Raw genomic sequence first — 18,890 nt, forward strand, 5'->3', positions numbered from 1 at the left:
TCGGTGCCGCCCGTGCCATCGGTGGGGTCGGTGCCGCCCGTGCCATCGGTGGGGTCGGTGCCGCCCGTGCCGTCGGTGGGATCGGTGCCGCCCGTGCCGTCCGTGGGATCGGTGCCACCCGTGCCATCGGTGGGGTTGCCACCAGGGGGAAGGCCCGAACCTGAGGACGAATCATCGTCGTCATTCTTGGCGATCAGTGCGCCTACGCCTGCACCAGCCAGGCCGGCCAGCAGAAAGTCGCCCAGGGTAGAGCCGCCGGCTTCCGAAGTTTCCCGGGAAACGATCAGGCCCATGGCCTGGCTTTCGTCCAGGGGTGAGACCTGGACGTCGCCGGAGGCCAGGTCCAGCACCAGGGAGCTCATGCCCTCTTCGGTGCTGCGCTGGGCCAGCGTGGCTTCGGTGCCGCCCGCAAAGCTGCCGGCCAGCGTCTGCCCGTTGGCGCCGTTGAACAAGGCCTGGGCATGGCCGTCGGCGGGCACGATGATCTTGTCGCCGATCTGCAGGGTCGAGCCGGCCTGGGCTGCCAGAGTCTCTCCGTTGCGCACGATTTGCACGCCGGGGCTGGCATTGGCCAGGGTGGCTGCAGCAGGCTGGGAGCTGGCCGTGGCAGCCGGCGCGAGCTCGGAAAGCGAGGCCTGGGCGACCATGATGGATTCTGCGGGCGAGGAGGCCAGAGGTGCGTTGCTGGCAGGCTGGGGGATGGAGACGGTCATTGCTCTCTCTTCAAAAAAGTTGGGCGACAGCTTTGTGAGGCCGGATGTCGTGTCTGAAGACGCAACTTGCGTGCCAGGCTTTTTTACCCAGGGGAGAAAGAGAAAAAGTCACCCAAGTGTTTGATTCGTATGAGGTAGGCCCTCAGGGTAGGGTGGTGTTGCGTGCAGTGTTACTGCAGACGTTACGTAACGCCCGCACATTTGTTTCGTTACCTTCTCCGCGGGCATTGCGGCAGATTGGTGAGCCGCAATGGGCATTTGCCGAGCGCCAGGGTGATCAGGATTTATGCCTATAAAATTGCCAGCTTTTCTTGCAACCCCGGGCCTTCGTGCCCGGGGCCAAAATCAGCCCCCATCTCATTGCACAGAAAGCATCCATATGCGGCTTGCGTCCAGGCTTACATTGCGAAAGCCCGAATCCCTTGGTTCATGGCTTGTTCGCCCGGCTGCCGTGGCAGCCGCAAGCCTGGGGGTATGGCATGGCGCCCATGCAGCCCAGGATGCCGTGGCCGAGGTCGCGCAACTGCTGGAGCAGGGCAAGACCGCGCAGGCTGCGCGTGAGGCCGAAAGCTATCTGCGCAAGACGCCGGGCGATGTGCAGATGCGCTTCATGCAAGGTGTGATCGCGGCCGAGCAAAAGCGCAGCAGCCAGGCGATCGCGATTTTCACGGGGCTGACCAAGGATTATCCGAACCTGCCCGAGCCCTATAACAATCTCGCGGTGCTGTATGCGGAAACCGGGCAGGAGGCCAAGGCCGTGGAGGTCCTGGGCCAGGCCATCCGCACCAATCCCAGCTATGCGACCGCCCATGAAAATCTGGGCGATCTTTATGCGCGCATGGCCAGCGAGGCCTATTCCAAGGCGCTGCAGATCGATGGCGGGCGCCAGGCCGGCCCCCAGCCCAAGCTGGCCCTGATCACGAGAATTCATCCCAAGGCCGGCGATGGCGGCAAGACCGTGCTGGCTGCGGCTCCCAAGCAGGCGACAGCGCAGGTTGTCGCGCAGGCTCAGCAGCCTGCGGCCCAGAAAGAGCCACCCAAACCCGTGGCTGCAGCAACCCTGGAGCCGAGGGCTGCGGCCAGGAAAGACCCGGTCGCGCCAGCGCCGCAGCCCGTACCGGCACCGCCACCACCGGCCGTGCCAGCGCCAGCCGTAATACCGCCTAACCCCTTGCCGCCCAAGCCCTTGCCGCCCAAGGTGGCCGTGGCGGCGGCTCCTGCGCCTGCCGTGTCTGCGCCCGCTCCAGCACCTGAGCCCGCCAAGCCACAGCCGGCGGCCAAGGACGCAGGCAAGGAAGCCGCCAGGGACCAGGCCCGGCAGCTTGCCAAGGCCGAGGTGGCCGAGGTCGAGCAGGCGGTGCAGGCCTGGGCCCAGGCCTGGGCCCGTCAGGATATGACGCGCTATCTCGATGCCTATAGCGACAAGTTCAAGCCCGGGGATGGCAGCAGCCTGCCGCGCTGGAAGGAGCAGCGTCGCATGCGCATCGTGGGCAAGGCCGCGATTACCGTGACCCTGAGCCAACTCAGGACTACGGTCAACGGCAGCCAGGCCACGGCCCAGTTCCGCCAGCAATACAAGTCCGGGGCGCTGAATGTGTCCACGCGCAAGACCTTGCGCATGCAAAAGGAAGGCAATCGCTGGCGCATCACGCAGGAAAGCACGGGCTGATGCCTGGGCACAAGGCTTTGTTCAAGGTGCCAAAGAACATGCAGGGCCTGAGGCCGCTCCGGACCCATCTTCTGGCCCTGGGCCTGGTGGCGGGCGTGGCGTTTTCGGCCCAGGCTGCAGCCGATGCCGCCCAGGTGGATGCCGAAGCGCGGCTGCTGGGCGTGCTCAGGCTGGTGGAGCAGCGCGATCTCGATGGCGCCATCAAGGCTGCGGGCGAGCTCACGGCCCAGGTGCCGAACTTCCAGGCCGCCCAACTGGTTTATGCGGACCTGCTGCGCTTTCGCATGGGCCAGGGGCGGGTTGCGGCTCCGGGCTTTGGCGCCAGCGCCGTGCTGCGTGCCGAGCAGGCTGCGGGGCGCGGCGTGCTCGCGGCCCAGCTCAGGCCGGGCAGCAGCACGGCCGGTGTCGAGCCCATGACGCTGGACGAGCAATTGCGCGGCCTGCAGCAAGAGCTCAAGCGCCGGGTCGAGGCCAGCCACCAGGCCCTGCCGGAGAACGCCGTGCCCAGCGACTTCCTGCAGCTTGCAGCTTCGGTCAAGCATGCGATTGCCGTGGATGCGGGCAAGTCCAGGCTTTATCTCTTTGCCAACGAGGGTGGTGTGCCCAGGCTCCTGGGCAACTACTACGTCACCGTGGGCCGGTTGGGGCTGAACAAGCAAAAAGAGGGCGATCAGCGCACGCCCGAAGGCATTTACTTCATCTCCCGCCAACTGGCGGGATCCAGGCTGCCCAGCTTTTACGGCAAGGGCGCGCTGACCGTGAACTATCCGAATGACTGGGACCGGTATCTGGGCCGCACGGGCAGCGGCATCTGGCTGCATGGCACACCGCCCGAGCAGTTCGCGCGCCTGCCCATGGCCAGCGATGGCTGCGTGGTGCTGTCCAACCCCGACCTGCTGCGGCTCATGAAGGATGTGGGATGGCAGACGCCGGTGCTCATACGCGAGAGTCTGGAGTGGGTGGCGCTGAAGAATGCGGGCCGCGAAAGCGCGGCCCAGGACCAGCAGCGCCTGCTGCAGTCCTGGGTTCAGGCCTGGAGTGGCGCCGGCGGCAAGGGCCGCGCGGCGGAGCAATCGCTGGAGCAGCAGGCCGAGTCCCTGTCCGGGGTCTATGAGGCGGGCTTTCTCCGCTCCCGGCCGGCGCGCAACACGCTGGACCAGCTGAGCCGCCAGTTCAAACAGCCGCAAATGGGCTTGCAGGATGTGGGCGTGTTCTCCTGGAGCGAGCCCAAGGGCGAGCTGCGGGTGGTCAACCTGAAGCTGGTGGGCAGCAACCCTGCATCGGCCTTGCAGCTGCGCCAGTACTGGCGCAAGACGGGGAATGGCTGGAAGATCTTTTCCGAGGACATTCTGCGCTAGGCCCTGGGCCGCTGTGCCTGTACGCCCGTGGGCATGAGGCACACGGCACTGCAGCTACCATAGGCCGCACCGGTCCTGCTGGAGGCCGGTGCCCGAATCTTCCATCCACTGCCTGTGCCCCGATCCTCCGAACCCTCACCCCATCCGGAAAGCAGCGCCCAGCATCTGCTGCAGGCCGAGCTTGTGGCCGTGCTGGCCAGCGTCAGCAATGGGCAGCCGCGCGTGCTCACCACGCATGGCGGCAAGGGCCTGCCCGCAGGGCCGTTCGAGGCCGGGCACCGCTCCCTGCAGACCAGCTTGCGCGCCTGGGTGGAGCAGCAGACCCACCATCCGCTGGGCTATGTGGAGCAGCTCTACACCTTTGCCGATCGCGACCGCACGGATGGCGGCCAGCACATGATCTCCATCAGCTACCTGGGGTTGGCGCGCGAGGCCGTGGACCGCAGCGAAGGCCAGGCCGTGTGGCGCGACTGGTATGACTACTTTCCCTGGGAGGACTGGCGCCATGGCGCGCCGGCGCTGATCACCCAGCAGATAGCGCCCGCACTCGCGTCCTGGGCCGAGGCGCAGGACGATGCTGGACAGCGTGCGCGCCGGCACCAGCGTGCGCAGATCTGCTTCGGGCTCGGGGCGATTGCCTGGAACGAGGAGCTGGTGCTGCAGCGCTACGAGCTGCTGTTCGAGGCCGGCCTGGTGGCCGAGGCCAGGCGCCAGGGCCGCTGCGTGGCCCAGGTCCTGCCCGGCGAGTCCATGCACCACGATCACCGGCGCATTCTGGCCACGGCCATGGCACGCCTGCGCGCCAAGATCAAGTACCGGCCCGTGGTGTTCGAGCTCATGCCGCCCGAGTTCACGCTGCTGCAGCTACAGCAGGCCGTGCAGGCCCTGGCGGGGCGCGGCCTGCACAAGCAGAACTTTCGCCGACTCATGGAGCAGCAGGATCTGGTCGAGGAAACCGGCCAGCTCACGGCCGGTGCGGCCGGCCGCCCGGCCAAGCTGTTCCGCTTTCGCCGCGATGTGCTGCTGGAGCGGGCCATGGCCGGCAGCAAGCTGCCGCTGGTGCGGCAAAGCCCATGATGCGGCTGGCACGTGGGTGACCCTGCTCGTGACAATGGCTTGACACTTCGGCCTTCGGTTCTTTAGGATCGCCGACCTGTGCCTTGGCCTGATCCAGGACGCGCTTTTTTTTGCCCTATAAATACTCAATATGAGCATTAATACACAGAACACGACGGCCCGCCTGCCTGTGCCGCCCTTGCCCGAGCTCATGCTCGAACCCCTGGTGCGCCATGCCCTGCTGGAGGATCTGGGGCGGGCCGGAGATCTGACCACGGATGCCATCGTGCCCCAGGACGCCAGGGCCAGGCTGCGCCTGGTGGCGCGCGAGCCCGGGGTTCTGGCCGGGCTGGACATGGCGCGTCTGGCCTTTCGCGCGCTGGATGCGGGCTCGCAGTTCACCCCCTTGCTGGCCGATGGCAGTGCGCTTGCGCCGGGCATGGAGATTGCACACATCAGCGGCAGCGCGCGCGCCATCCTGAGTGCCGAGCGCGTGGCGCTCAACTACCTGTGCCACATGAGCGGCGTGGCCTCGGCCACGGCCTCCATCGTGCGCTCCATCGAAGGCACGGGCGCGCGCGTGACCTGCACGCGCAAGACCCTGCCGGGCCTGCGCGCCGTGCAAAAGTATGCGGTGCGCGTGGGCGGAGGCAGCAACCACCGCTTCGGCCTGGACGATGCCGTGCTCATCAAGGACAACCACATCGCCCTGGCCGGCAGCGTGGCCCAGGCTGTGGAGCGTGCGCGTGCGGGCGTGGGCCACATGGTGAAGATCGAGCTGGAGGTGGACACGCTGGCGCAGCTCGAAGTTGCGCTGTCCCTGGGCGTGGACGTGGTGCTTCTGGACAACATGGACCTTGACACGCTGAGCCGTGCCGTGGCCATGGCGCGGGGCCGTGCCGTGACCGAGGCCTCGGGCCGCATCACGCCCGAGACCGCGCCCGCCGTGGCCGCCACGGGCGTGGACCAGATCGCCGTGGGCTGGATCACGCACAGCGCACGTGTGCTGGATATCGGGCTGGATGAATAAATGCCCCCTGAGCCGCAGTTGAGGCTGCGGGGCGGCCCTGGGGCGCTGTCTGCGGCCTTGGGCCGCGCCGGTTTGAGGTGCTCAAAAGGCTTGCAAGAGGAGATTGGAGCGTGGGGATGGACACCCGTTTGAAGCGGCTTCCCGGGCGCCGCAGCCTGCTGGCCGGGCTGGCAGGAATGGCCTTGGTGGCCGGCAGTCTGAGCCTCGGGCCCCAGGCTGGCGGCTGGGCCGGCGCCTGGAATGGGGCCCGGCCGCTGACCATCGTCGTGAGCTTTCCTCCGGGCGGCGGCACGGATCTGCTGGCCCGGCGCCTGGGCGAGCAATTGCAGCAGCGTCTGGGCCGGACCGTGATCGTGGAGAACCGGCCCGGCGCCAGCGGCAACATCGCCGCCCAGCTCGTGGCCCAGGCCGGGCCGGATGCCTCGACCCTGCTCATGGTCAACAGCTCGTTTGCGATCAACCCCGGCGTCTACAGGCATCTGGACTTCGATCCGCTGCACGACTTCAAGGCCGTGTTCAACGCGGGCAATATCGCTTCGGTGCTGGTGGTGCCGGCTGCGGGCCCGCTGCAAAGCCTGGGCCAGGCCCTGGCCACGGCCAGCCCCGCTGCGCCGCTGGCCTATGCCTCCTGCGGCAATGGCACGCCCCAGCACCTGGGCGCGCAGATGCTGGCCGAGGCTGCGGGCGTGATCCTGCAGCATGTGCCCTACAAGGGCTGTGCGCCAGCGGTGGCGGCGGTGGCGGCGGGCCAGGTGCCGGCGGGCATGGTCACGCTCAGCAGCGCCTGGCCGCTGCTGGAGGCCGGACGCCTGCGTGCCCTGGGCGTGACCTCGCTGCGGCGCCAGCCTCAGCTGCCCGAGGTGCCTACCGTGGCCGAGCAGGGCCTGGCGGGCTTCGAGGCCCAGCAGTGGCACGGCCTGCTCGCGCCCGCGGCCATGCCCGATGCCCAGGTGGATGGGCTGCACCAGGTGCTGAGCCAGATCATCGAGCAGCCGGCCATGCGCGAGGCGCTGAGTGCCCAGGGCTATACCCGGGTCAGGCAGACGCCCCGGCAGTTCCAGCAGTTGATCGCGGACGACATGCAGCGCTATGCACGCCTGACGCAAAGCCTGGGCCTGGGCGTGGATTGATGGGGATTCATTAAAAAATGAGCTGCCAGCGCTTGCCAGTCATTGATTTCAGTAGATAAACCATCTGAAATCCGTTTGTAGCAAGCGCTGGCAGCTTTTATTTTGATAGCGATAGCGCTGGGGTTTCAGGGGGCAGATTGCATCTGCCCCCGCCTGAGCGCTTGCCGGTATGGCTTCTTTCCCCGAAGGGGAGGGGCTTGATGGCATCGGTTTTGAGATGCCATCGCCCTGGAGAACGCGCTCTTAGATCGTGGACACGCTCTTACTGATTCAGCGCGCCAAAGGGCAGGGGCATCTGCTTGCCGTTGAGCTCCATCTTGCCGCCCTGCATCCTGAAGCTGCTGGTCAGGTTCTCGCCTTCGAGCTTGGCGTAGCCCGAGGCCTCGGCCATGCCCAGCATGGCTTCGATCTCCTCGGGCGCAACCTCGTCCTGTCCCGTGGACTTCATGATGGGCCCTATCCAGCTCTTGGGCAGGCTGGCATTGGCATGCAGCACGCCCGACTGCACGAGCACCGGCATGAAGCCCATTTGCTGGATCTGCTCGGCCTCGGGTGGGTTTTGCACTTCGGCGCCGTATTCCAGCATGCCGGTCTTGCCCAGGTAGGTGGCCGACAGCTTCATCGAATACGCGGGCTTGGCTGCGATCAGACGCGGGGCGTTCTCCATGAGCAGCTCGGGACCGCGCTCCTCGGGGGCCGGCATGGCCTGGTCGGTGTTTTTCGCGTAGTAGGCGTCGATGATGTAGCGCTGGAAATTGCGCAGCGCCTCCATGTCCAGGCGCTGCAGCTTTTCCTCCAGCTCCAGGGAGTCGAAGTCCAGCTCGCCGATGCGGCCCTTGGCCTTGATGACATTGACCATGCCCAGGGTCGCCTTGTCGGCCTCGACCACGCTGTTGCCCTTGAAGTCCTTGAGGTCGGCCACGGTCTTGGTCTCGCCGCCGCCAGCCGGTGTATTGCTCACGAGCAGGCGGGCCAGGTTCATGCTGCCCTTGCCCGGGCCCATGCCCCACAGGCCTTCGAGCATGCGCGTCTCGAAGCTGCCGTCCAGGCCCTCGAAGCTGATGAGGGTGCGCTCGCCCAGGGACCGGGTGGCGGCCAGGGCTTCGGCGGCCTGGCCTTCCTCCAGGTCCTCGGGGTCGGCCTCATCGTCCTCGTCTTCGTCCTCGTCGGTGTTCTTGGTCAGCGCGCTGATGCTCAGGCCGGGCCAGCGCAGATCGCCCTTGGCATGCTGGTTGTTGTCGCTGAGCTTGCTCTCCATGATCAGCTCCTGCCAGCTCATGGTCATTTCCTCGTCGCCGAGCTCGCCCTGGGGCAGCACGAAGCGCAGGCTGTGGCTGCCGCCCAGGTGGTGGACCGTGGTCAGCGTGGGCGCTGTGGCCTTGGCCAGCACCTGCCTGGATTTTTCGTCCATGCCTTCGATGGCAAAGTTGGAAACCGTGGCTGCAGCTGCAAAGCGCCCGCCGGCCATGGGGCCGTGGCGCACATGGCTGTTCACGACCAGGTGCATGGGCTTGGGCGGCTCGGCGGTCTCGTCGCCGTCATGCTCCTGCTCGACCTGGGGCTGCTTCCATTCGAGCACCAGGCGTGCATCGGCCGAGAAAAAGCCTTTCCTGTATTCGTTGGTGAGAATGGTCTTCTCGCCAATCAGCTTGCCCAGCCGGGTCACGGCTTCCTGGTAGCTGGCCTCGGCCTTTTGCCCCATGTACCAAGTGGCGCCGCCATAGGCGACGATGGCCAATGCCACGCCCGCGGCCAATACGGTTTTTTTATTGCTCATTATGAAATTTCATTGGTTGCAAAGCCCCTGTAGCTGGGGGTGGCCAGTTTACCGGGCATCAGGAAAACCCTGAGGGTTTTCCCGGCTGCTGGAAAAGTTCACAAACCAGAGCGCGCAGCCATTGTAGGGCCGGCTCCTGCTCGAAGCGCCAGCTCCAGTGCACGGAGACATGGAAATCGCTGGCGGGCAGGCTGGCCTCAAGCACCGCATAGCCGCCGAGCTGCACAAAGCCCTGGGCGATCTGCGCGGGCATGAGCACGGCCAGATCGGTCTGGCTGACGATGGATGGCACGGCCAGGAAATGCGCGGCCGAAAGCCGTATGCGCGCATCGAGCTCCAGACTCTTGAGGATGCGCAGGGTCTCGGAGTGCGAGCGCACGGCCACATAGTCGAGGCGCTTGAGCTGGGCCGGTGTCAGGCGCCGTCCCTGGGCCGCATCCAGCAGCGGATGGCCTGCGCGCAGCAGCAGGCAGTAGTGATCCGACAGCAGCACGCTTTGCCGGGTGCGCGTGACGCCGGGCAGAAAGCCTATGGCCAGATCCAGCAGGCCGCGGTCCAGCGCATCGGCGATCTCGGCCATGGGCAGGGGCTGGGTCTGCAACTGCACATGCGGTGCGCGCTGGCGCAGGGCCTGCATGAGCTGGGGCAGAAAGCGCGCCTCGCCGATATCGCTCACATGCAGGCGAAAGCACTGGCGCGCCTGCAGGGGCTCGAAGCTCTGGGCTTCGGAGACGGCGACCTCCAGTGTCTCCAGCGCCAGCCCCACGGCCTGGGCCAGGCGCTGGGCGCGCGGCGTGGGCCGCACGCCGCCCTGGGTGCGCTCGAACAAGGGATTGCCGAGCAGCAGGCGCAGCCGCGTCAGCGCCTGGCTGGTCGCGGGCTGGGACAGGTTGAGCTCCTCGGCCGCGCGGCTCACGCTGCTGTGGCGGAAGACGGCGTCGAAAACGCGCAGCAGATTCAGGTCCAGGGTTTTGATATCCATGGGGTGAATATCTCATAGATGCTTTATTCAATTGCTGAAAATCTCAGCGCCATGCACCATGCAGGGCTTGCAGTCACACAAAGGCGTCTGTGCTCATGCGTGCGTGGCCGCAGGCACAGCGCCTGCCATACCAAAGGAGATGCGCTTTGCACGCCGATCGAATCGAAGTCCTGAGCCCTGAGAGCCAGCAGGCCCATCCCCAGGCCTGCGGTTATACCGTGCGCCATGCGGTGATCGCCATGCTCAGGGAGCTGGGCATGACAAAAATCTTCGGCAACCCGGGCTCCACCGAGCTGCCGCTGTTCCGCGACTATCCCGAGGACTTCAGCTATGTGCTGGGCCTGCAGGAGGCCGTGGTCGTGGGCATGGCCGACGGCTATGCCCAGGCCACGCGCAATGCGAGCTTTGTGAACCTGCACTCGGCCGCTGGCGTGGGCCATGCGATGGCGAACATCTTCACGGCCTTCAAGAACCGCACGCCCATGGTGATCACGGCCGGCCAGCAGGCGCGCTCGCTGCTGCAGTTCGACCCCTTCTTGCACTCGGCCCAGGCGGCCGAGCTGCCCAAGCCCTATGTGAAGTGGAGCTGCGAGCCCGCGCGGGCCGAGGACGTGCCCCAGGCCCTGGCACGCGCCTACTACATCGCCATGCAGGAGCCGCGCGGCCCGGTGCTGGTGTCCATTCCTGCCGACGACTGGGACCGTGCGGCCGAGCCGATTGCCGTGCGCCATGTGGGCTTCGAGTCCCGGGCCAATCCCCAGACGCTGGAGCTGATCGGTCAGGCGCTGGAGTCGGCGCAGGCCCCGGCCTTTGTCGTGGGGGCGGCCGTGGACCGTGGCCAGGCCTGGGATGCGGTCGTGGCCCTGGCTGAGCGCCACCAGGCGCGCGTATTCGTGGCCCCGATGAGCGGACGCTGCAGCTTCCCCGAGGATCACCGCCTGTTCGCGGGCTTTCTGCCGGCCATGCGCGAGAGCATAGTCCAGCACCTTGACGGCCATGACGTGGTGTTTGCCGTCGGGGCCGCAGCCTTTACCTATCACGTGGAAGGTGAGGGGCCGCATATCCCCGAAGGCACTCGGCTCTATCAGCTCATAGAGGACCCGGCGATTGCAGCCTGGGCGCCCGTGGGCACGGCGGCCGTGGGCAACATCCGCATGGGCGTGGAGGAGTTGCTGGCGCGTGCGCCCGGCGCCGAGGCCGGGCGTGCGGCGCCCAGGGCCAGGCCCGTGCCCGAGACGCCCGCGCCGCCCGCGCCCGGCGAGCGCATGTCGGTGGCCTATGCCATGCATACGCTGACCCAGGTGCGCGATGAGCACAGCATCATCGTCGAGGAGGCTCCGAGCTCGCGCCCCGTCATTCAGACCCATTTGCCGATCTTTCACTCGGCCACCTTCTACACCATGTGCAGCGGCGGTCTGGGCCACAGCATGCCGGCCGCCGTGGGCGTGGCCCTGGCGCAGCCCCGGGCCAAGGTCATCGCCGTCATCGGAGACGGCTCGGCCATGTATTCCATACAGGCGCTGTGGAGCGCGGCCCAGCTGGGGCTGGCCATCACCTTTGTGATCCTCAAGAACCGGCGCTATGCGGCCTTGCAGGACTTCTCCCGGGTGTTCGGCTACCGCGAGGGAGAAAAGGTCGAAGGCACGGAGCTGCCGGACCTGGACTTCGTAGCCCTGGCGCGCGGCCAGGGCTGCGATGCCGTACATGTGGAGCAGGCCCATGAGCTGGAGGCCGTGCTGCGCAAGGCATTGCTGCACGAGCGGCCCATGCTGGTCGAGGTCGAGGTGGCCTGAGATCGTGAACACGTTCTCAGGCCTGGACGCAGATCCTTTTCAAGACAAAGCAACAGAATCCAAGGAGACAAGCAGATGTTCAAAAGGCAGATTTTCAGGCGCCGGCTTATGGTCCTCGCGGCCCTGGCGGGAGCCGGCCTCATGGCCCAGCCCGCATGGGCGCAAAAGAGTGCGCAAAAGTGGCCCGAAAAACCCGTGCGCCTGATCGTGAACTTTGCGCCCGGCGGTGCGGCCGACGTGCTCGCCCGGGCGGTCACGCCCACCATGAGCCAGGTGCTGGGCCAGTCGGTGGTGGTGGACAACAAGCCCGGCGCAGGCGGCAACATCGGCATCAGCGAGGCCGTGCGCGCGTCCAAGGACGGCTACACCCTGCTGCTGAGCTCGGGCGGGGCGATCACCATCAACCCCATGATCTACAGCCGCCTGAGCTTCAATCCCGAAAAGGATTTGACGCCCGTGGCGGCCGTGGCCCGCGTTCATGTGTTCCTGGAGACCCATCCCAGCGTGCCGACCGCGGATGTGGGCGAGTTCATCAGATACATCAAGGCCAACCCCGGCAAGCTCGCCTATGGCTCGCCGGGCCAGGGCACATCGCCGCATCTGGCCGGCGAGATGTTCAAGCGCATGGCCGAGGTCGAGGCCACCCACGTGCCCTACAAGGGCGCGGGGCCGGCCCTGAGCGACATGCTCAGCGGCCAGTTGCAGTTCTGGTTCGATCCGGGGCCGGGCCTCAAGCAGGTCGAGGCCGGCAAGCTCAGGCTGCTGGCCATAGGCAGTCCCCACCGCCTGCCCCAGTACCCGGATGTGCCCACGCTGGCCGAAAGCGGCCTGCCGGGCTTTGATGCCGACACCTTGTTCGGTCTCTATGCGCCAGCGGGCGTGCCCGAGGCCGTGATCGCCCAGGTTCGAGCGGCCCTGGCCAAGGCCCTGGAGCAAAAAAGCGTGCAGGACGTGATCCAGGCCCTGGGCGCCACGCCTGCGCCCATGAGCCGCCAGGCCTTTGTGGAGCACCACGCCAAGGAGCGTGAACGCTTCGGCGACCTCGTCAAGGCCATAGGCTTGCGCGTGGATTAAGCCTGCTGCAGGCCCCTGTGCCCTGCATGCACCCCATGAGCCGCCAGCGTTTGCTGGCGGCTTTTTTGCGTCTGCGGCGGTCCGCATGGGACGACCTCTATACCAAGGTATAGGACGGCACTACCAAAAGCGATTCCGGCCTACCCAATATCAGTGCCTCATGGAGGACAGTGGCTTCGATAATTCAGCGTCACCCAGAACAAGACCCTGGTGCGCGGAATGGACACCGGTTTCTGCGCGCGCCGGCCGCTTGCCAGGCGGCCTTTAGAAATTGAGGAGGTAGTGCATGGACCCCGATCCTGCGAGGCGCAGCCGCGCCGTCCCCATCGTCTGTATTTCCTTCGCCACGACCCGCAGCCCCCGCACCGGGCGCTGCTTTTCTAGAGCCTGAGGACGGCAAGCCATGCCGGTCCCGGCCTGCTGGATCCGTCATGCCATCTTTTGCCACTCTCCAAAACCGCCCCGGTCCCTGGGGGCTGCTTGCCAGCGAGCCCGCTCACCGGGCCCGTGCCCATGACCCGGGCCGGTGTTCGCGGCCGCGCCGCCTGCCGGGCCGCATCCTGCTTTCCTCGTTTATGACCACTGTCTCCATGCCCCGCTTTCTCACGTATTCAAGACCGGCCAGCCTGTTGGCGCTGTGCGCGGCCCTCGCGGCCTGCGACGGCTCCAAGCCATCGGCGATTGAGCCGGCAGACGGCGCCGCCCTGCGCCGCGAAGGAGCCCTGGTCATCGTGCCCCAGGGCTCGCCCCTGCTGCCCAAGCTCGAAGTCGCGAGCATCCAACTGCAGGAGTTGCAGACCAGTCTGTCGGCTCCGGCCAGCATCGAGGCCGAGCCCGAGAAGCTGGTCAAGATCACGCCGCCCGTGGTCGGCCGCCTGGTCAGGCTGCACCACCAGCTCGGCGATGCGGTCAAGGCCGGCCAGGCCTTGATCACCATGGACTCGTCCGAGGTCTCGGGCGTGCGCGCCGAGCACTCCAAGGCCCAGGCAGCCCTGGTGCAGGCGCGCCAGGAATACGAGCGCCAGAAGCTGCTCTTCGATGCCGAGATCGCAGCGCGCAAGGACTACGAGGCTGCGCACCAGGCGCTGGAAGCTGCCAGCGCCGATGCCAGCGCGGCCAGCGATCACCTGGCCCAGCTGGGTGCCAGCGTGCAGCGCAGCGCGCGCGGCAACTATGTGCTGACTTCGCCGATCAGCGGCCGCGTGGTGGAGATGGAAGGCTCGCAAGGCGCGTACTGGAACGATGTCAACGCCTCGGTGATGACCGTGGCCGACCTCAGCCGGGTCTGGCTCAGCGCCAATGTGTCCGAGCGCGACCTGGCCCAGGTGGATGTGGGCCAGCCAGCGCACATCACGCTCTCGGCCTATCCCGATCTGCGCATCGAAGGCCGCGTGCAGTATGTGGGCGAGCTCGTCGATCCCGCCACGCGCAGCGTCAAGGTGCGCGTGGCCGTGGACAACCGCGAAGGCAAGCTGCGCCCCGGCATGTTTGCGCGCGTGAGTTTTGACCGCGCGGGCCGCGAGGCGTTGATGCTGCCGGCCACGGCCTTGCTGCAGGGCAGCGTGAGCACGCGCGTGTTCGTGGACCAGGGCGACAACCGCTTCGAATCGCGCCAGGTGCAGGTCGGCGTGCAGCAGGGTGACCTGGTGGAGATCACCTCGGGCATTGCTGCGGGCGAGCGCGTCGTGGTCAATGGTGGGGTGCTGCTGCAATGATAGAAAAACTCGTCAACCTCAGCTTTGCCCGCCGTGGCGTGGTGTGGCTGGTCTTCATCTTCGCGGCCCTGTATGGCGTGTTCAGCTGGAAGCAGCTGCCGCTGGAGGCCTATCCCGATATCGCCGACGTGACCTCGCAGATCGTGACCCAGGTGCCGGGTCTGGCGGCCGAGGAGATCGAGCAGCAGATCACGATTCCGCTGGAGCGGGCGCTGCTGGCCACGCCGGGCATGCATGTGCTGCGCTCGCGCAGCCTGTTTGCGCTGTCGCTGATCACCGTGGTCTTCGAGGACGGCGTGGACGGCTACTGGGCGCGCCAGCGCCTCAAGGAGCGCATGGACGAGGTCGAGCTGCCCTATGACGCGCGCGCCGAGCTCGACCCCTACAGCTCGCCCACGGGCGAGGTCTACCGCTATACGCTGGAGAGTCCCACGCGCAGCCTGCGCGAGCTCTCCGAGCTGCAGCAGTGGGTGGTGATTCCGCGCCTCAAGAAGGTGCAGGCCGTGGTCGACGTGACCAACTTCGGCGGCCTGACCACGCAGTTCATGCTGGAGCTCGATCCTGCGCGCCTGCTGCAGTACGAGCTGACCCTGGCCGAGGTCATCGATGCCATCAACGACAACAACGCCAGCGGCGGCGGCAGCGTGGTCGATCGCGGCGACGTTTCCTACGTGGTGCGCGGCGTGGGCCTGCTGCGCTCGCTGGACGACATGGGCAACGTGGTCGTCAAGACCACGGACAGCGGCACGCCCATCCTGGTCAAGGACCTGGGCCGGCTGACCTACGGCAACGTGGAGCGGCGCGGCATCCTGGGCAAGGACGGCAACTCCGACACCTTGTCGGGCATTGTGCTGCTGCTCAAGGACGCCAATCCCTCGCTGGCGCTGCAGGGCATTCATGCGGCCGTGGACGAGCTCAACACCAAGCTCTTGCCCGCCGATGTGAAGCTCGTGGCCTACCTGGACCGCACCACGCTGATCGACAAGACCACGCATACCGTGGGCAAGACCCTGGCCGAAGGCCTGGTCGTCGTGACCCTGGTGCTGCTGCTGTTCCTGGGCAGCCCGCGTGCCGCGTTCATCGTGGCGCTGACCATTCCCATGGCGTTGCTGCTGGCCTTTGTGTTCATGCACCATGCGAGCATTCCTGCGAATCTGCTGTCGCTGGGCGCCATCGACTTCGGCATCCTGGTCGACGGTTCGGTGGTCGTGGTCGAGAACATTCTGCGCCGCCGCGAGGCCGAAAAGGACAGGCCGCTGACGCCGCGCGATGCCATCGTGGCCACGCTGCAGGTGGCGCGTCCCATCTTCTTCGGCATGTGCGTGATCGCAGCTGCCTATCTGCCGCTGTTCGCGTTCGAGCGCATCGAGTACAAGCTGTTCTCGCCCATGGCCAGCGCCGTGGGCGCGGCCCTGGTGGGCGCGCTGGCCGTGGCCCTGCTGCTCACGCCGGGTCTGGCCTGGCTTGCATTCCGCCGTCCGCGCAAGGTCTTCCACAACCCCGTGCTGCACTGGCTGGGCGAGCGCTACGAGCGCTTTTTGCTCGGCGCCGTCGGCCATGCTCGCTGGCTCATGGGCGCGGTGGCTGCGGCCCTGGTGGCGCTGGTGGTGCTGGCCGGATCGATTGGCCGTGACTTTCTGCCCTATCTGGACGAAGGCTCGATCTGGCTGCAGGTGCAGATGCCGCCGGGCATCACGCTGGACAAGGCGCGCGACATGGCCGACGAGCTGCGCCGCGTGACCCTGGAGTTTCCCGAAGTCTCCTACATCGTCACCCAGACCGGGCGCAACGACGACGGCACCGACTACTGGACGCCTTCGCACATCGAGGCCAGCGTGGGTCTGCACCCCTATGGCGAATGGAAGTCGCGCCTGAGCAAGCAGGAGCTCATCGACAAGATGTCCGAGCGCTATGCCCAGTTGCCCGGCTATACCGTGGGCTTCATGCAGCCCATGATCGACGGTGTGCAGGACAAGCTCTCGGGTGCGCACAGCGATCTGACCGTGAAGGTCTACGGCCAGGATCTCGACGAGGACCGGCGCGTGGCCGACGACATGGTGGCGATTCTGTCGCGCGTCCCGGGCGCGGCCGACGTGGCCGTGGACATAGAGCCGCCCCTGCCCAATCTGCGCATCGACCTGGACCGCGCAGCCGCCGCGCGCTACGGCATCAATGCGGCCGATGTGGCGCAACTGATCTCCACGGGCGTGGGCGGGGCCTCGATAGGCCAGCTGTTCGTGGGCGAGCGCAATTACGACATGACGGTGCGCTTCACGCCCGAGACGCGCAGCAGCCCCGAGGCCATTGGCGCCCTGCGCCTGACGGCTGCCAGCGGTGCCCAGGTGCCGCTGGCCGATGTGGCGCGCATCTCCACCACCGTGGGCCAGAGCGTGATCGTGCGCGAAGGCGGCGAGCGCCACATCCTGGTCAAGCTCAATGTGCGCGGTCGTGATCTCGCCAGCTTTCTCAAGGAGGCGCACGAGGCCATCGATGCCGAGCTCAAGTACGACCCGCAGCACATCCATGTCGAATGGGGCGGCCAGTTCGAGAACCTGCAGCGTGCCGAGGCCCGCTTGCTCGTGGTGCTGCCGCTGACCCTGGGCATCATGCTGGTGCTGCTGTTCGGCGAGTTCGGCAACCTGCGCCAGCCGCTGCTGGTGCTGGGCGTGGTGCCGCTGGCCATGATTGGCGGCCTGGCCGGGCTGCTGCTGCGCGGCATGACGCTCAACGTCTCCAGCGCCGTGGGCTTCATCGCGCTGTTCGGCGTGGCTGTGCTCTCGGGCGTGCTCATGGTCTCGCAGATCAATCGTCTGCGCCGCGAGGAGAAGATGGACTTGCGCGCAGCCGTGCTCGAAGGTGCCTGCAGCCGCATGCGCCCCGTGCTCATGACGGCCACGGTGGCGGCCTTCGGCCTCACGCCGGCCATGTTGGCCACGGGCCTGGGCAGCGATGTGCAGCGCCCCCTGGCCACGGTGGTGGTCAGCGGCCTGGTCAGCGCCACCTTGCTGACCTTGCTGCTGCTGCCGAATCTGTATTACGTGATCGAGCAGCGCGCGCAAAAGACGGCCGAGCGCAAGCGCCAGCGTGCGCTGGAGCGCGGCGAGCTGTATGAGGACGAGGCCCGCGAGGACGGCGCTGCAGCCGCCGCCCGGGGATGAGGTCTCGCAGGAACACAGGATTTGCTATGCAGTTTTTCTCTTATTCCATCAGCTGCTCGGCCGTGCTGCTGGCCCTGGGCCTGAGCGGCGCTGCGTTCGCGCAACCCGCTGCGACCCCGGCCCCGGCTTCGGCCGGTGTGAGCTTTGCCAACTATCTGGATGCCGTGGAGCAGCACAGCCTGGAGCTCAAGTCCGAGCTGCAGAACGTGGAGTCGGCCAAGGCCGAGATCGGCATGGCGGGCATACGGCCCGATCCCGAGCTCAGCTACGAGGTTGCGCGCGAGCGCGTCAAGACCGGCCTGCCTCGGCCGCGCGAGCGCAAGCTGGAGCTGAGCATGGAGGTCGAGACCGGGGGCAAGCGCGCGGCCCGCATCAAGGCGGCGCGCAGCGCGCTCAAGCTCACCGAGGTCGGCGTGGAGGCGTTCCGCCATCAGCTGTTCTCCGATGCGGCCGAGAACTTCACCCAGGCCTGCATGGAGCACCAGGCCTTGCAGCGCAAGCAGCAGACCCTGAAGGCCTTGTCCGATGTGGTGAGCGCCAACGATGTGCGGCGCAAGGCCGGCGACATAGGCGCCATCGAATGGCGCCAGTCGCGTGTGGAGCGCGACCAGTTCCAGGCCGAGGTGACCGAGGCCCGGGCCCAGGTCCAGACCTCGCGCCTGGCCCTGGCCATTCCGCTGGGGCGCAGCCTGAATCAGGTGTTCTCCAGCCAGGAGCTCGACTGCGCATTCCAGCCCTTCAGCCAGAGCCAGGACATAGAGGCCCTGGTGGACCAGGCCCTGCAGGCGCGCAGCGATGTGCGCGAGGCCCATGCGGCCCTGGACCATGCGCGCGACAACGCAGGCCTGGCCCAGGCCAATCGCTGGATCAACCCGACCGTGGCCGTGGGCATGACCACGCGGCCCGGAACGACGGCCGGCGTGGACCATGGAGGCGATGCGTTTGATGCCGAGGGGCGCTCGCGCGTGCTCAACATGTCGGTCAGCGTGCCGCTGCCGTTCTCGCGCCTGAACCGCGGCGAGATCCTGCAGGCCGAGGCCGCCGTGACCCAGGCCATGCTGGGCCTGCAGCAGGCCCAGAACAAGGCCGAGGCCGAGGTGCGCTCCGCACATTTCCGCTTTCTTGCGGCCAAGGAGAATGTGGAGCGCTACCGCGACGGCGTGCTCGCCGATGCTCAGCGTGTGCTCGAAGGCATGCGCCTGTCCTACCGCCATGGCGAGGCTTCGCTGCTGGAGCTGCTGGCCGCCCAGAGCTCGGCCGACGAGGCCTACCTCGGCTATCTGCAGGCCGAGGCCGATCTGGCCACGGCCACGGTGGAGCTGCAGCTGGGCATAGGCCAGCGGCCCGCACTGTGAGCGGACCCGAGCGGCGCCCCGGCCCCGGGCCGGGGCGCCTCAGAGGCGGCGGCTTGCGTCACAATCTGCAGGTTCTTCCT

12 protein-coding genes and 1 pseudogene are annotated in these 18,890 nt (G+C 67.0%); 10 read left to right on the plus strand and 3 right to left on the minus strand.

All coding sequences use genetic code 11. The features are described from left to right. Positions 1–713: pseudogene (locus G486_RS23225) on the minus strand (hypothetical protein); the annotation flags it as partial. Positions 714–1,164: 451 nt separating this feature from the next. On the opposite strand from G486_RS23225, the gene G486_RS0120855 reads away from it, so the two are divergent. From G486_RS0120855 to G486_RS0120875, 5 genes are all read left to right on the plus strand, one after another. Then, positions 1,165–2,382, plus strand: coding sequence for a L,D-transpeptidase Cds6 family protein (locus G486_RS0120855; protein WP_245587385.1), 1,218 nt, complete (start codon positions 1,165–1,167; stop codon positions 2,380–2,382). Beyond that, entirely contained in the window at positions 2,382–3,740 is a 1,359-nt protein-coding gene (locus G486_RS23030; protein ID WP_051303716.1) for a L,D-transpeptidase family protein, read from the plus strand. The genes G486_RS0120855 and G486_RS23030 overlap by 1 nt, the downstream gene beginning before the upstream one ends. Positions 3,741–3,854: 114 nt before the next feature. Then, positions 3,855–4,817, plus strand: a complete 963-nt coding sequence (locus tag G486_RS0120865) for an NUDIX hydrolase (RefSeq protein WP_034388681.1) — start codon at positions 3,855–3,857, stop codon at positions 4,815–4,817. A gap of 130 nt (positions 4,818–4,947) precedes the next feature. Next, positions 4,948–5,826, plus strand: a complete 879-nt coding sequence (nadC, locus tag G486_RS0120870) for a carboxylating nicotinate-nucleotide diphosphorylase (RefSeq protein ID WP_027017271.1) — start codon at positions 4,948–4,950, stop codon at positions 5,824–5,826. Positions 5,827–5,942: 116 nt separating this feature from the next. After that, positions 5,943–6,956 (plus strand): tripartite tricarboxylate transporter substrate-binding protein, encoded by a 1,014-nt coding sequence (locus tag G486_RS0120875; RefSeq protein ID WP_034388684.1) that lies wholly within the window; start codon positions 5,943–5,945, stop codon positions 6,954–6,956. Between the two features lie 262 nt (positions 6,957–7,218). On the opposite strand, the gene G486_RS0120880 is transcribed toward G486_RS0120875, so the two are convergent. Together G486_RS0120880 and G486_RS0120885 are read right to left on the minus strand one after the other, a co-directional pair. Further along, positions 7,219–8,733 carry a YdgA family protein gene (locus G486_RS0120880; RefSeq protein WP_027017273.1) on the minus strand — a complete coding sequence of 505 codons (1,515 nt, stop codon included), beginning with the start codon at positions 8,731–8,733 and terminating at the stop codon, positions 7,219–7,221. A gap of 58 nt (positions 8,734–8,791) precedes the next feature. After that, a complete protein-coding gene (locus G486_RS0120885; protein WP_027017274.1) occupies positions 8,792–9,715 on the minus strand; it encodes a LysR family transcriptional regulator in 924 nt (307 codons plus the stop codon). Between the two features lie 161 nt (positions 9,716–9,876). Here G486_RS0120885 and mdlC point away from each other — a divergent pair, with 161 nt between their 5' ends. From mdlC to G486_RS0120915, 5 genes are all read left to right on the plus strand, one after another. After that, positions 9,877–11,508 carry a benzoylformate decarboxylase gene (mdlC, locus tag G486_RS0120890; RefSeq protein WP_027017275.1) on the plus strand — a complete coding sequence of 544 codons (1,632 nt, stop codon included), beginning with the start codon at positions 9,877–9,879 and terminating at the stop codon, positions 11,506–11,508. A 75-nt stretch (positions 11,509–11,583) separates the two neighbouring features. Continuing rightward, positions 11,584–12,582, plus strand: a complete 999-nt coding sequence (locus G486_RS0120895; RefSeq protein ID WP_027017276.1) for a Bug family tripartite tricarboxylate transporter substrate binding protein — start codon at positions 11,584–11,586, stop codon at positions 12,580–12,582. 590 nt (positions 12,583–13,172) lie between these two features. Beyond that, complete coding sequence (locus tag G486_RS0120905; RefSeq protein WP_027017277.1) at positions 13,173–14,297, plus strand: efflux RND transporter periplasmic adaptor subunit; 1,125 nt, start codon at positions 13,173–13,175, stop codon at positions 14,295–14,297. Beyond that, positions 14,294–17,455: an efflux RND transporter permease subunit gene (locus G486_RS0120910; RefSeq protein WP_027017278.1), complete on the plus strand. Its 3,162-nt coding sequence runs from the start codon at positions 14,294–14,296 to the stop codon at positions 17,453–17,455. Before G486_RS0120905 ends, G486_RS0120910 begins: the two co-directional genes overlap by 4 nt. A 26-nt stretch (positions 17,456–17,481) precedes the next feature. After that, positions 17,482–18,810, plus strand: a complete 1,329-nt coding sequence (locus G486_RS0120915; RefSeq protein ID WP_027017279.1) for a TolC family protein — start codon at positions 17,482–17,484, stop codon at positions 18,808–18,810. Positions 18,811–18,890: the final 80 nt, after the last annotated feature.

Origin of the sequence: Comamonas composti DSM 21721, assembly GCF_000429845.1 — a bacterium.
Lineage (GTDB): Bacteria > Pseudomonadota > Gammaproteobacteria > Burkholderiales > Burkholderiaceae_C > Comamonas > Comamonas composti.